The sequence below is a fragment of the Streptomyces sp. NPDC057682 genome (assembly GCF_042799575.1).
Classification (GTDB): Bacteria; Actinomycetota; Actinomycetes; order Streptomycetales; family Streptomycetaceae; genus Streptomyces.
The window spans coordinates 164,256-176,864 of sequence record NZ_JBHVIN010000022.1; the positions used below are offsets into that span (position 1 = coordinate 164,256).

The window sequence follows — 12,609 nt, forward strand, 5'->3', positions numbered from 1 at the left end:
TACGGGCGGCCGCATCCCATTTTCGGGAGACCTGGACAGCACGTCGAGCCGTCGAACGGAATCGAATCGTGTGCTCATCACCCGATCCGGCGAGCACACACCGGAACTCCACCGGACGTTCGTATTCCGGACAAGGCTTCCCCCATGACGGACATCACCGGCAAGTACGACGACTTCGAGGGCCTGCGCGCCCAGGCGGTCGCGCTGCGGCGCGAGGGTCTCAGCCGACGCCAGATCCGCGACCGCATCCACGTGGACAACAACGACCTCCTCAACCGCCTCCTGGAGGGCGAGCCCGCCCCTGAGTGGACGAAACGCCCGCGCGCGAAGGACGACCTGCGGGCCAGGGCACGGGAACTGCGACTGGAGGGGAAGACGTACGACCAGATCCAGATGGAGCTGGGGTGCTCGAAGAGCTCGATCTCGCTGTGGGTGCGGGATCTGCCGAAGCCGGAGCGCCGCCGCACACACGAAGAAGCGTCCGCCATCGCGCGGCGCGGCTGGGAAAGCACACTTCAGCGACGCGGAGCGGAGCGCCAGGAAACACAGCGGAGGGCAACAGTTGAGATCGGAGCCATGAACCAACGAGAGCTGTTCCTCCTGGGTGTCGGCCTCTACTGGGCGGAAGGCACCAAGGCCAAGCCGCACCGCCGCCAGGAACGGGTGACGTTCATCAACAGCGATCCGGACATGATCCGCACGTTCCTGGCCTGACTCCGCCTCTTGAACGTCCAGCCCGCACAGATCCGATTCCACGTACACATTCACGAATCCGCCGACGTGCCGGGGGCGGAGCAGTACTGGAGGGAAGTAGTCGGCCGGCCCGGCCTGTTCGGCAAGACCACACTCAAGAAGCACAACCCCACCACCAACCGGCAGAACACCGGCGACGGCTACCACGGCTGCTTGGTGGTACGCGTGAACAAAAGCGCCGAGTTGTACCGTCGCATCGAGGGCTGGTGGTGCGGCATAGTAGGTGCCGCAGAACAAGCCGATCAAGAGAATCGGACATAAGGCGCGATCTATCCCGGGTCGTCTAAAGGCAGGACAAATGGTTTTGGTCCATTGAATGAGGGTTCGATTCCTTCCCCGGGAGCCCTGCCGCGGGCCCCGACCACCGAGGTCGGGGCCCGCACTCATGTCCGGTCCCACGCCCCCCGGTATCCTGCGGATGTCCACCACCCGAAGCCGAAGGGCCTATTCGTGAGCTCCGTACGCCCGGCAGCCGTCGTCGTCCTCGCAGCGGGTGAGGGCACCCGCATGAAGTCGAAGACCCCCAAGGTTCTGCACGAGATCTCCGGGCGTTCGCTCGTCGGACATGTCGTCGCAGCCGCCCGCGAGCTGGAACCGCAGCACCTCGTCGTGGTCGTGGGCCACGCGAGCGAGCAGGTGACCGCTCATCTCACCGCGGCGGACGCGCAGGTGCGTACCGCCTACCAGGCCGAGCAGAAGGGCACCGGGAACGCGGTGCGGGTCGCGCTCGACGAGCTGGGCGGGGGTGTGGACGGGACCGTGATCGTGGTCTGCGGGGACACTCCGCTGCTGTCGGGCGAGACGCTGGCCGCGCTCGCCGCCACCCACACCGCCGACGCCAACGCCGTCACCGTGCTGAGCGCCGAGGTGCCGGACTCCACCGGCTACGGCCGGATCGTCCGGGACGCGGCGACGGGCGCGGTCACCGAGATCGTCGAGCACAAGGACGCCACCGACGCGCAGCGCGCGATCCGGGAGATCAACTCCGGGGTGTTCGCGTTCGACGGGCAGCTGCTCGCGGACGCGCTGGGCAAGGTGCGGACGGACAACAGCCAGGGCGAGGAGTACCTCACCGATGTGCTGTCGATCCTGCGCGAGGCCGGGCACCGGGTCGGTGCCTCGGTGGCGGCCGACCACCGGGAGATCCTGGGGATCAACAACCGGGTGCAGCTCGCGGAGGCGCGCGGGCTGCTGAACCGGCGGCTGCTGGAGCGGGCGATGACGGCGGGCGTGACCGTGGTGGACCCGGCGTCCACGGTGATCGACGTGACGGTGACGTACGAGCGGGACGCGGTCGTGCATCCGGGGACGCAGCTGCTGGGGGCCACGCATCTGGCGGAGGACGCCGAGGTCGGTCCGAACACGCGGCTGACGGACACCGTGGTGGGCGCGGGCGCCCGGGTGGACAACACGGTGGCGGACGGCGCCGAGGTGGGTGCGGGGGCGTCGGTGGGTCCGTTCGCGTATCTGCGGCCGGGGACGAAGCTCGGTCCGAAGGCGAAGGCCGGGACGTACGTGGAGATGAAGAACGCGACGATCGGCGAGGGGACGAAGGTCCCGCATCTGTCGTACGTGGGGGACGCGACCATCGGGGACCACACGAACATCGGCGCGGCGAGCGTCTTCGTGAACTACGACGGTGTGAACAAGCACCACACGACGATCGGCTCCCACTGCCGTACCGGTTCGGACAATATGTTTGTGGCTCCTGTCACGGTCGGGGACGGGGTCTACACCGCGGCGGGGTCCGTGATCACGAAGGATGTGCCGGCGGGTTCGCTGGCCGTGGCCCGGGGCCAGCAAAGGAATATCGAGGGTTGGGTGGCGCGCAAGCGTCCGGGAAGTGCCGCCGCGCAGGCGGCTCAGGCGGCGGCGGAGAACCCGGCCGGCGAAAGCTGACCGGAAACAGGTGCGCCGCGCACGGCGTACCGTGATAGATGCTCACCCCATTTCGGCTGGCTCGTTGCACTTCGGGACCTCTGTGTGCGGCGCCAGGAACATGTCTGAGGAGACTGTGCTGTGACCGGGATCAAGACGACCGGCGAGAAGAAACTGATGCTCTTCTCCGGCCGCGCCCACCCCGAGCTGGCCGAGGAGGTCGCGCACCAGCTGGGTGTGGGCCTCGTGCCGACGAAGGCCTTCGATTTCGCCAACGGTGAGATCTACGTCCGCTTCCAGGAGTCGGCGCGTGGCGCGGACTGCTTCCTGATCCAGAGCCACACGGCTCCGATCAACAAGTGGATCATGGAGCAGCTGATCATGCTGGACGCGCTGAAGCGCGCGTCGGCCCGCTCCATCACGGTGATCGTGCCGTTCTACGGCTACGCCCGTCAGGACAAGAAGCACAAGGGCCGTGAGCCGATCTCGGCGCGGCTGATCGCGGATCTGATGAAGACCGCGGGTGCGGACCGGATTCTCACGGTGGATCTGCACACGGACCAGATCCAGGGCTTCTTCGACGGTCCGGTGGACCACCTGTTCGCGCTGCCGATCCTGGCGGACTACGTGGGTGCGAAGGTCGACCGTACGAAGCTGACGATCGTGTCGCCGGACGCGGGTCGGGTCCGGGTCGCGGACCGTTGGTGCGACCGGCTGGACGCGCCGCTGGCGATCGTGCACAAGCGGCGTGACAAGGACGTGCCGAACCAGGTCAGCGTCCACGAGGTCGTGGGCAATGTCGAGGGCCGGGTGTGTGTGCTGGTCGACGACATGATCGACACGGGTGGCACGATCTGTGCGGCGGCGGACGCCCTGTTCGCGCACGGTGCGGCCGATGTCATAGTGACGGCGACGCACGGGGTGCTGTCGGGTCCGGCGGCGGACCGGCTGAAGAATTCGAAGGTGAGCGAGTTCGTGTTCACGGACACGCTGCCGACGCCGGGTGAGCTGGAGCTGGACAAGATCACGGTGCTGTCGATCGCTCCGACGATCGCGCGCGCGGTGCGTGAGGTGTTCGAGGACGGTTCGGTGACGAGCCTCTTCGAGGAGCAGTAGGAGGATCGTTTCCGGGCGTGCGGCGTCCGGGAAGATCCACTTTGGGGTGCGGCCTCCCCGCCGGGTAGACTCAGTGAGTTGCTCGGCGAGGGAGGCCGTACTCATGTACGGGTGCTCCGTTATCGACGCGCTCTTCGTAGCAGGCCTGTCGTGGGCCGGGTGACCATCCGTAGTTCTGTCACCTGACGAGGAGTGCAGTCATGGCCGAGATCAAGCTCGCCGCCCAGCCCCGTAACGAGTTCGGCAAGGGTGCGGCCCGTCGCGCGCGCCGTGCCAGCCAGGTTCCCGCGGTCGTCTACGGCCACGGTGCCGAGCCGGTCCACGTGACGCTGCCGGCCCACGAGCTGCAGCTGGCGCTGCGTACCGCCAACGTGCTGATCGGCCTGGAGCTGGACGGCAAGGACGCCCTGGTGATCCCGAAGGCCGTGCAGCGCAACCCGCTGAAGGGCGACATCGAGCACGTCGACCTGCTGACCGTGAAGCGGGGCGAGAAGGTCCAGGTCGAGATCGCGGTGCAGGCCGAGGGCGACCTGGCCCCGGGCAGCAACCTGCTGGAGTACGTCCAGGCGACGCTGCTCGTCGAGGCCGAGGCCACCCACATCCCCGAGTCCGTCACGGTCTCCGTGCAGGGTCTGGACGCCGGTGCGTCGGTTCTGGCGAAGGACATCGAGCTGCCGAAGGGTTCCGTGCTGGCCGGTGACGAGGACGCCATCGTGCTCCAGGTCGTCGCCGCGCAGGCCGAGGAGCCGTCGGCGGACGCCGAGGCCGAGGGCGAAGAGGCCTGAGCCTCGCCCCACCTGCTTGACTGACGGGGTGGCGGTCCCTTTCGGGGGTTCCGCCGCCCCGTTTCCGTGTGTCCGCCCGCGGTCACCGGTTGTCCCGTCTTTCGTTCCGTACGCGAGGAGACCTGCGCGATGTCCGACGCCACCGACCCGTGGCTGATCGTGGGCCTGGGCAATCCCGGCCCCGAGTACGCGGCCCACCGGCACAATGTCGGTTTCATGGTCGCCGATCTGCTCGCGGAGCGGATCGGCGGGAAGTTCAAGCGGGCGCCGAAGGCGCAGGCGCAGGTGGTGGAGGGGCGGATCGGTCCGCCGGGTCCGCTGAGCCGGCGGGTGGTGGTGGCGAAGCCGATGTCGTTCATGAATCTGTCGGGTGGGCCGGTCGCGGGGCTTCGGGACTTCTACAAGGTGCCGCTGGACCATGTGGTGGCGGTCCATGACGAGCTGGACATCGATTACGGGACGCTGCGGCTGAAGCTGGGCGGTGGGGACAACGGGCACAACGGGCTGAAGTCGATGACGAAGGCGGTCGGTGGGGAGTACCACCGGGTGCGGTTCGGGATCGGGCGTCCGCCGGGGCGGATGCAGGTGGCGGATTTCGTGCTGAAGGACTTCTCGTCGGTGGAGCGCAAGGAGTTGGCGTTTCTGGTGGACCGGGCGGCGGATGCGGTGGAGTGTCTGCTGGCGGAGGGTCTGGAGCGGGCGCAGAGCGCGTACAACTCCTGATATGTCCTTCGGTAGTGGGGCTGTTTTCGGCCGTGGCTTGACCGTGTGGTGGGGGCTGGCCAAGGATCGGCGTCCATGAAGCGCAGCTCCTCCCTCCGTGTCCTGTCGTACGCCCGTGGTGGGGCGGTCCTCTGTGTTGTGGCGTTGTTGCTGGTGGCGGGGGTGTGGTCGTCGTGGGACTCGGCGCATCACATCGTGCTGTCGAAGGGGCGCGAGCACGGGACGATGACGGTGACGGGGTGCGGGGAGGAGGTCTGTACGGGGCCGTTCGCTCCGTCGGAGGGGGCTGCGGCGCGGTCCCGGGTGTCGATCGAGCAGTCCGTGGCGGCCCGTAAGGGTGATCGTTTCTCCGTGGTGGTGCGGCCGGGTACGGACGAGGTGGTGCGGACCGGGACGGCCGGTTTTCTGCATGCCTGGGTGCCGTTGGGCGGGGCGTTGGTGCTGGCGGCGCTGGTGATCGGCGGGGGGCTGCGGTGGACCCGGGTGGCCTGGGGCGCGGGGGTCGCGGGCGGGGCGCTGCTGCTGGCGTCGTTCATCGCCTTGTGAGGAAGGCGGTCGTCGTCGTACGGGAAGGGGCCCGTCGTCCGGTGCGGACGGCGGGCCCCTTCGTGCGGTGCGGGTGGGGTCAGCCGGTGTTGCGCAGTCCGGCGGCGACTCCGTTGACGGTGAGCAGCAGGGCGCGGGAGAGGAGCGGGTCGGGCTCCTCGCCGGCTTCCGCGGCGCGGCGCTGGCGGGCGAGCAGGGAGACCTGGAGGTAGGAGATCGGGTCCAGGTAGGCGTCGCGGATGGCGAAGGTCTGCTGGAGGGCCGGGCTGGTGTCGAGGAGTTCGGTGGAGCCGGTGACCTTGAGGACTTCGCTGACGGTCAGGGCGTGCTCGGCCTCGATGGCGTCGAAGACGTGCTTGAGCTCGTCGGGGACGAGGGTGTCGACGTAGTGCCGGGCGATGCGCAGGTCGGTCTTGGCGAGGGTCATCTCGACGTTGGAGAGGAAGTTGCGGAAGAAGTGCCAGTGCTCGTGCATTTCTTCGAGGACGCTGTCGAGGCCGGCTTCGCGCAGGGCCTTGAGGCCGGAGCCGACGCCGTACCAGCCGGGGACGATCTGGCGGGACTGGGTCCAGCCGAAGACCCAGGGGATGGCGCGGAGTCCGTCGAGGGAGACGCCGGAGCCGGGGCGGCGGGAGGGCCGGGAGCCCAGGTGCAGGTCGGCGAGCTGGTCGACGGGGGTGGAGGCGAGGAAGTAGGACGGCAGGTCCGGGTCCTCGACGAGGGTGCGGTAGGCGGCGTGGGCGGCGTCGGAGACGGTGTCCATGGCCGCGTCCCAGCGGGCCAGGGCCTCGTCGGACTGGCGGGGCGCGGTGTGGAGGGCGGAGGCCTGGAGGGTGGCCGCGACGGTCAGTTCCAGGTTCTCGCGGGCGAGCGCGGGGATGAGGTACTTGTCGGAGATGACCTCGCCCTGCTCGGTGACCTTGATCTCGCCCTCCAGGGTGCCCCAGGGCTGGGCGAGGATGGCGTCGTGGGAGGGGCCGCCGCCGCGGCCGACGGTGCCGCCGCGGCCGTGGAAGAGGCGCAGGCGTACGCCGTAGCGGTGGGCGACGTCGCGGAGCCGGCGCTGGGCGCGGTGGATCTCCCACTGGGAGGTGGTGATGCCGCCGAACTTGGAGGAGTCGGAGTAGCCGAGCATGACCTCCTGGACGTCGCCGCGCAGGGAGACGAGGCGCCGGTAGGAGGGGTCGGCGAGCATCTCGTCGAGGATGGTGTCGGCGGCGCGCAGTTCGTCGGTGGTCTCCAGGAGCGGCACGATGCCGATCTTGGCCCAGCCGGCGTGGAGGTCGAGGAGGCCGGCCTCGCGGGCGAGGACGGCGGCGGCGAAGACGTCGTCGGCGCCCTGGCACATCGAGATGATGTAGGACTCGATGACTTCGGGGCCGAAGCGTTCGAAGGCTTCGCGGATGGTGTGGAAGACGCCGAGGGTCTTCTCACCGGCGGCGTCGAGGGGGGCCGGGGTGGGGGCGAGGGGGCGGCGGGAGCGGAGTTCCTTGGCGAGGAGCTTCTGCCGGTAGTCGCGGGGCATGTCGGCGTAGCGCCAGGACTCCTCGCCGAGGCGGTCGAAGAGCTGGCCGAGGGTGTGGTGGTGGGCGTCGGCGTGTTCGCGGACGTCCATGGTGGCGAGCTGGAGGCCGAAGGCGGTGAGGGTGCGGATGGTGCGGTCCATCCGGCCGTCGGCGACGATGCCGGCCTTGTGGGCGCGCAGGGAGGTCTGGATGAGGGCCAGGTCGGTGATCAGTTCGGCGGTGCCGAGGTAGTCGCAGCCGGGGCGGTGGGGGGTGCCGGCGGCGAGGCGTTCGCGGGTGTTGACGAGCTTCTGGCGGATGCAGGTGGCCTTGAGGCGGTAGGGCTCCTCGGCGTTCAGCCGCTTGTAGCGGGGGCTGATCTCGGGGAGGGCGTCCAGGTCCGCGCGGAGCGAGTCGAGGAGTTCGTCGGTGGCGCCGGTGTAGCGGATGGAGTTGGAGAGGAGTCCGCGGAGCTGGTCGACGAGTTCGAGGGCGTCGGTGATGCCGTGCTCGTGCTGGAGGATCAGGACGTCCCAGGTGACGGCGGGGGTGACGTTGGGGTTGCCGTCGCGGTCGCCGCCGATCCAGGTGCCGAAGGTGAGGGGGCGGGTGCCTGCGGGCAGCTCGACGCCGACGCGTTCCAGTTCGGCGGCGAGGTCCTCCAGGACGTCGCCGACGGCGTTGGCGTGGAGTTCGTCGAGGTAGTAGATGGCGTTGCGGGCTTCGTCGGCCGGCTCGGGGCGGACGACGCGCAGTTCGTCGGTCTGCCAGATGAGGTCGATGTTCTCGGCGAGGCGGACGTCCTGGCGGCGGCGGTCGGCCTCGATGACCGGGGTGTCCAGGAGTTCGGCGATGCGGCGGAGCTTGTTGAGCACGGAGCGCCGGGCGGCCTCGGTGGGGTGTGCGGTGAAGACGGGCCGCACGTTGAGGTTGCGGACCGTCTCGCGCAGGTGCTCGGGGTCGGCGTCCTTGAGCCGGTCGGCGGTGCGGGCGAGGAGGCCGCCCTCGGCGGAGCGGCGGTCGCGCATCTCGTGGGCGCGGTGGACCTGCTCGGTGACGTTGGCGAGGTGGAAGTAGGTGGAGAAGGCGCGCACGAGGCGGGCGGCGGTCTCCAGGTCGGTGTCGCCGAGGAGTTCGGCGGCGGCCTCGCCGTCGGTGCGGGTCAGGGCGCGGACGCGCTCGACGAGGTCGAGGAGTTCCGGTCCCTCCTGGCGCACCAGGGTCTCGCCCAGCAGGTCGCCGAGGCGGCGGATGTCGGCGCGCAGCTCGGGGCTGGCGGCAGGGGTCTGGTCGGCACTGCTCACAGTGTGCGGCTCCTTGCAGTGGTTGAGCACGGGGTCCGGGGCCCTCGGCGGCTGCGGTGCCGACGCGACCCCGTCAGAAGCAGGGTGCGGACCGCGCTGTCCGACCTCTCCAGGATAGGTGTCCGTGCTGTCGGTGCTGTTCGCGCCCCGAACGGCCGCTTCCGGGGGAATGGCCGAACAGAGGTGCGCGGGTGTCCCCTACCCCGTATGACGCGGGTCCGTGCCCCGCGTCGTCCTCTCGTGTGGCGGGCCTCGGCGCTGCCATACTTACGACGCCGTAGGTTACGGAACCGTAGCCTCGGTGTCCGCTCGCATTCCTACCCTCAGGGGACTCCCCAAATGAATCCCAGCCCCGAAGTGATCGAGGCCGCCCCCGCGGCCGGCGGTCAGGCTCCTCCCCCCGGCACGCTCGGCGGGGACAACAAGCGGTCGATCGAGCAGATCGCGCTCCTGCTGTTCATCGTCGTGCCGTTCGTGGCGCTGGTCGCGGCGGTGCCGCTGGCCTGGGGCCGCGGGGTGAGCTGGCTCGATCTGGGTCTGATGGTGGTGATGTACTTCATCGGCTGCCACGGGATCACGATCGGTTTCCACCGGTATTTCACCCATGGTTCGTTCAAGGCGAAGCGTCCGCTGCGGATCGCCCTGGCCGTGATGGGGTCGATGGCGGTGGAGGGCCCGCTGGTGCGGTGGGTGGCCGATCACCGCAAGCACCACCGGTTCTCGGACGCGGAGGGTGATCCGCATTCGCCGTGGCGGTTCGGCGAGACGCTGCCGGCGCTGATGAAGGGCCTGTGGTGGGCCCATATCGCATGGATGTTCGACGAGGAGCAGACGCCGCAGCAGAAGTACGCCCCCGATCTGGTGCGCGATCCGGTGATCCGGGGGATCTCGCGGCACTTCGTGTCGTTCACGGCCCTGTCGCTGGCGATCCCGCCGCTGGTGGGCGGTCTGGTGACGATGTCCTGGTGGGGCGCGGCCACGGCGTTCTTCTGGGGGTCGCTGGTGCGCGTGGCGCTGCTGCACCATGTGACCTGGTCGATCAATTCCATCTGCCACGCGGTCGGCAAGCGTCCCTTCAGGTCCCGTGACCGCTCCGGGAACGTGTGGTGGCTGGCGGTGCTGTCGTGCGGCGAGTCCTGGCACAACCTGCACCACGCCGATCCGACGTGTGCCCGGCACGGGGTGATGCGCGGTCAGATCGATTCGAGTGCCCGTTTCATCCGCTGGTTCGAGCAGCTGGGCTGGGCGCACGACGTGCGCTGGCCGGACGCCGCCCGGATCGAGTCCCGGCGCCACCCCGCGCGGGCCGACGCGGCATGATTGACGACGTGGCGACCGAATCGAGTGCAGGCAGCGAGAACACCCGTTCCCCTTCGACCCGGCGGGCCCGCCGGGTGCGGATGACCGGGAAGGAACGCCGCGAGCAGTTGCTCGACATCGGTCGCACGCTCTTCGCCGACAAGGGCTTCGAGGGCACGTCGGTGGAGGAGATCGCCTCCCGCGCGGGGGTGTCCAAGCCGGTGGTGTACGAGCACTTCGGCGGCAAGGAGGGGCTGTACGCGGTCGTGGTCGACCGGGAGATGCGCCAGCTCCTGGACATGGTGACGGGGGCGCTGACCGCCGGGCACCCGCGCGAGCTGCTGGAGCAGGCCGCGTTCGCGCTGCTGGACTACATCGAGACGTACACGGACGGGTTCCGGATCCTGGTGCGTGATTCGCCGGTCGCCCAGTCGACCGGCACCTTCGCCTCGCTGATCAGCGATATCGCCACCCAGGTCGAGGACATCCTGGGTCTGGAGTTCAAGGCCCGGGGCTTCGATCCGAAGCTGGCCCCGCTCTACGCGCAGGCGCTCGTGGGCATGGTGGCGCTGACCGGCCAGTGGTGGGTGAACGCCCGCAAGCCGAAGAAGTCGGAGGTCGCCGCCCATCTGGTGAACCTGGCCTGGCACGGGCTGGAGAACCTGGAGTCCAAGCCCCGGCTGATCGGGCACCGCAAGAGCTGAGCGGCGGGGCCGGGAAGCCGTTCGACACGGGATTCCCGGCCCGCCGTACATCGTTTACTCCTAAAGCACTTCATTCCCTGTGGGCACAGTTGTAGAGTCTGTGAACATCCCGGGAATGCCTCAGTGCGCATGTCAGGCATGCGTGAAGGCGTTTCTCCCGGTTCCACCACGTAACCCCTGGGGGGGCTTTGACTTCTGTGGAACCCGGCCGTCTCGTCGTGCCCGCGCGCCGGAAGCGCGCGGGCCGCATCGCGGCCTGCACCGCCCTCGTTCTCTCGGCCGGCATGCTGCTGGCCGCCCCGGCCTCGGCCGATGACACCCGGTCGCCGCGCACCGCGGTCGACCAGCCCGCGCCCGTGCTCGGGCAGCTGCCGTCCCTGACGCTCCCGAAGCACCCCGCGGCACGCTCCTCGCGCGCCTCCGGCGTCGCGGGCGCCGCCGACGCCGCCGCCGTCCCGGCCAAGCCGCGGCTCGACGTGGACGACGACGGCTACAGCGACACCATGTACCGCGGCATCGACGGCAATCTGTACGTCGAGCCGTCGACCGGCGCCGAGGGTCACGCGTACACGATCAACGGCGACTACGAAGAGCTGTACAAGGACATCGTCGCCCCCGGCGACCTGGACGGGGGCGGCCGCCCCGAGTTCCTGACCCTGTCCGCGACCGGCACCCTCTCGCTCTTCCAGAGCTGGGGCGCCGACTCCACCGGCTACGCCACCTGGTCCGGCAAGGGCTGGAACATCTACAACAAGCTGGTCGGCCCCGGCGACGTGAACGGCGACGGGCGCGGCGACCTGCTGGCCCGCACTCCGGCCGGCGAGCTGTACCTGTACGTCAGCAACGGCGCCGTCGAGAGCAACCCCTTCAAGTCCCGTGTCCTGGTGGGCAAGGGCTGGGGCGCCTACGACCAGCTGGTCGGCGCGAACGACGTGACCGGGGACGGCATCGCCGACCTCTTCGCCCGCACGCCCGCCGGTGACCTGTTCTTCTACGCCGGCACCGGCGACGTCTCCAAGCCCTTCGCCAAGGCCGCCAAGGTCGGCAAGGGCTGGAACATGTACAACCAGATCATCGGCATCGACGACGCCAACGGGGACGGGCTCGGCGACATCATCGCCCGTACGCCGGCCGGCGCGATGTACTACTACGAGTCGACGGGCGAGGGCAGCTTCCTCACCCGTACGGGCGGCGGCAGCGGCTGGAACGGCGCCTCGCTGTTCGTCGGCGCCGGCGGCAACCCGGACTTCGGCAAGAACGAGATGCTGGGCCTGGACACCAAGGGCAACCTGTTCTGGTACTACGCCCTGAACAACGGGCAGCTCTCCGCCCGCCAGCAGGTCGGCGAGAAGTTCGGCGGGGCCAACCTCACCTTCGCGTCGTCGTTCGACAAGGACGGCGCCGCCGAGCTGATGGAGCTCTACGCGGGCACGCTCTACAACGGCAACAACGTCATCGGCAACGGCTGGGGCGTCTACAACGCGCTGGTCGGGCCCGGCGACCTCAGCGGCGACGGCAAGGGCGACCTGCTGGCCCGCGACCGCTCCGGCTACCTCTACCTGTACAAGGGCAACGGCGCGGGCACCGCCTTCGCCTCCCGCATCAAGGTGGGCGGCGGCTGGAACGCGTACAACAAGCTGGTCGGCGCCGGTGACTACACCGGGGACGGCCGCACCGACCTGCTGGCCCGCACCTCGGGCGGCACGCTGTACCTCTACCCCGGCACCGGGGTGGCGACCAAGCCGTTCGGCTCGCGGATCACCGTGGGCAACGGCTGGGGCACGTACAAGAAGCTCGCGGCGCCCGGCGACATCAACGGCGACGGCAAGGCCGACCTCCTCGGCGCCGACGCCAAGGGCGACCTCTACCGCTACACCTCCACCGGCACCGGGAAGTTCACGGCGCGGGCGCGGGTCGGCGGCGGCTGGAACACGTACGTCAACCTGTACTGATCCACGACCGGCCCGTGGGGCCCCGCCGCGCACCGGGTGCGCGG

9 protein-coding genes, 1 tRNA gene and 1 pseudogene are annotated in these 12,609 nt (G+C 69.5%); 10 read left to right on the top strand and 1 reads right to left on the bottom strand.

What is annotated here, in order from left to right; genetic code table 11:
• Positions 1 to 144 precede the first annotated feature (144 nt).
• The 7 genes and pseudogenes from ACFVDM_RS33150 (at position 145) to ACFVDM_RS33180 (ending at position 5,801) form a co-directional block, all read left to right on the top strand.
• A pseudogene (locus ACFVDM_RS33150) lies at positions 145 to 1,014 on the top strand (hypothetical protein).
• Positions 1,015 to 1,025: 11 nt separating this feature from the next.
• Positions 1,026 to 1,096 (top strand) — tRNA-Gln (locus tag ACFVDM_RS33155).
• A gap of 107 nt (positions 1,097 to 1,203) precedes the next feature.
• Complete coding sequence (glmU, locus tag ACFVDM_RS33160) at positions 1,204 to 2,652, top strand: bifunctional UDP-N-acetylglucosamine diphosphorylase/glucosamine-1-phosphate N-acetyltransferase GlmU (protein ID WP_383649133.1); 1,449 nt, start codon at positions 1,204 to 1,206, stop codon at positions 2,650 to 2,652.
• A gap of 120 nt (positions 2,653 to 2,772) precedes the next feature.
• Positions 2,773 to 3,747 carry a ribose-phosphate diphosphokinase gene (locus ACFVDM_RS33165; RefSeq protein ID WP_383649137.1) on the top strand — a complete coding sequence of 325 codons (975 nt, stop codon included), beginning with the start codon at positions 2,773 to 2,775 and terminating at the stop codon, positions 3,745 to 3,747.
• 200 nt (positions 3,748 to 3,947) lie between these two features.
• Entirely contained in the window at positions 3,948 to 4,532 is a 585-nt protein-coding gene (locus ACFVDM_RS33170) for a 50S ribosomal protein L25/general stress protein Ctc (protein WP_383649139.1), read from the top strand.
• Between the two features lie 129 nt (positions 4,533 to 4,661).
• Positions 4,662 to 5,255, top strand: coding sequence for an aminoacyl-tRNA hydrolase (pth, locus tag ACFVDM_RS33175; protein WP_383649141.1), 594 nt, complete (start codon positions 4,662 to 4,664; stop codon positions 5,253 to 5,255).
• 75 nt (positions 5,256 to 5,330) lie between these two features.
• Positions 5,331 to 5,801, top strand: a complete 471-nt coding sequence (locus ACFVDM_RS33180; protein ID WP_383649143.1) for a hypothetical protein — start codon at positions 5,331 to 5,333, stop codon at positions 5,799 to 5,801.
• A gap of 79 nt (positions 5,802 to 5,880) precedes the next feature.
• On the opposite strand, the gene ppc is transcribed toward ACFVDM_RS33180, so the two are convergent.
• Positions 5,881 to 8,610, bottom strand: a complete 2,730-nt coding sequence (gene ppc, locus ACFVDM_RS33185) for a phosphoenolpyruvate carboxylase (protein ID WP_383649146.1) — start codon at positions 8,608 to 8,610, stop codon at positions 5,881 to 5,883.
• 339 nt (positions 8,611 to 8,949) lie between these two features.
• Between ppc and ACFVDM_RS33190 the strand changes: the two genes are divergently transcribed.
• The 3 genes from ACFVDM_RS33190 (at position 8,950) to ACFVDM_RS33200 (ending at position 12,565) form a co-directional block, all read left to right on the top strand.
• The gene (locus tag ACFVDM_RS33190; RefSeq protein WP_383649149.1) at positions 8,950 to 9,930 is read left to right on the top strand and encodes an acyl-CoA desaturase; all 981 of its coding nucleotides are present in this window, start codon (positions 8,950 to 8,952) and stop codon (positions 9,928 to 9,930) included.
• On the top strand, positions 9,927 to 10,613 hold the full coding sequence (locus ACFVDM_RS33195) for a TetR/AcrR family transcriptional regulator (RefSeq protein WP_383649153.1): 687 nt from the start codon (positions 9,927 to 9,929) through the stop codon (positions 10,611 to 10,613). The genes ACFVDM_RS33190 and ACFVDM_RS33195 overlap by 4 nt, the downstream gene beginning before the upstream one ends.
• Positions 10,614 to 10,897: 284 nt before the next feature.
• Positions 10,898 to 12,565: an FG-GAP repeat domain-containing protein gene (locus ACFVDM_RS33200; protein WP_383649194.1), complete on the top strand. Its 1,668-nt coding sequence runs from the start codon at positions 10,898 to 10,900 to the stop codon at positions 12,563 to 12,565.
• Positions 12,566 to 12,609 lie beyond the last annotated feature (44 nt).

Excerpts from the sequence above, each read along its gene's own strand:
- ACFVDM_RS33170 (WP_383649139.1), top strand. The coding sequence starts at position 3,948 with ATGGCCGAGATCAAGCTCGCCGCCCAGCCCCGTAACGAGTTCGGCAAG.
- pth (WP_383649141.1), top strand. The coding sequence starts at position 4,662 with ATGTCCGACGCCACCGACCCGTGGCTGATCGTGGGCCTGGGCAATCCC.
- ACFVDM_RS33180 (WP_383649143.1), top strand. The coding sequence starts at position 5,331 with ATGAAGCGCAGCTCCTCCCTCCGTGTCCTGTCGTACGCCCGTGGTGGG.
- ACFVDM_RS33190 (WP_383649149.1), top strand. The coding sequence starts at position 8,950 with ATGAATCCCAGCCCCGAAGTGATCGAGGCCGCCCCCGCGGCCGGCGGT.
- ACFVDM_RS33195 (WP_383649153.1), top strand. The coding sequence starts at position 9,927 with ATGATTGACGACGTGGCGACCGAATCGAGTGCAGGCAGCGAGAACACC.
- ACFVDM_RS33200 (WP_383649194.1), top strand. The coding sequence starts at position 10,898 with ATGCTGCTGGCCGCCCCGGCCTCGGCCGATGACACCCGGTCGCCGCGC.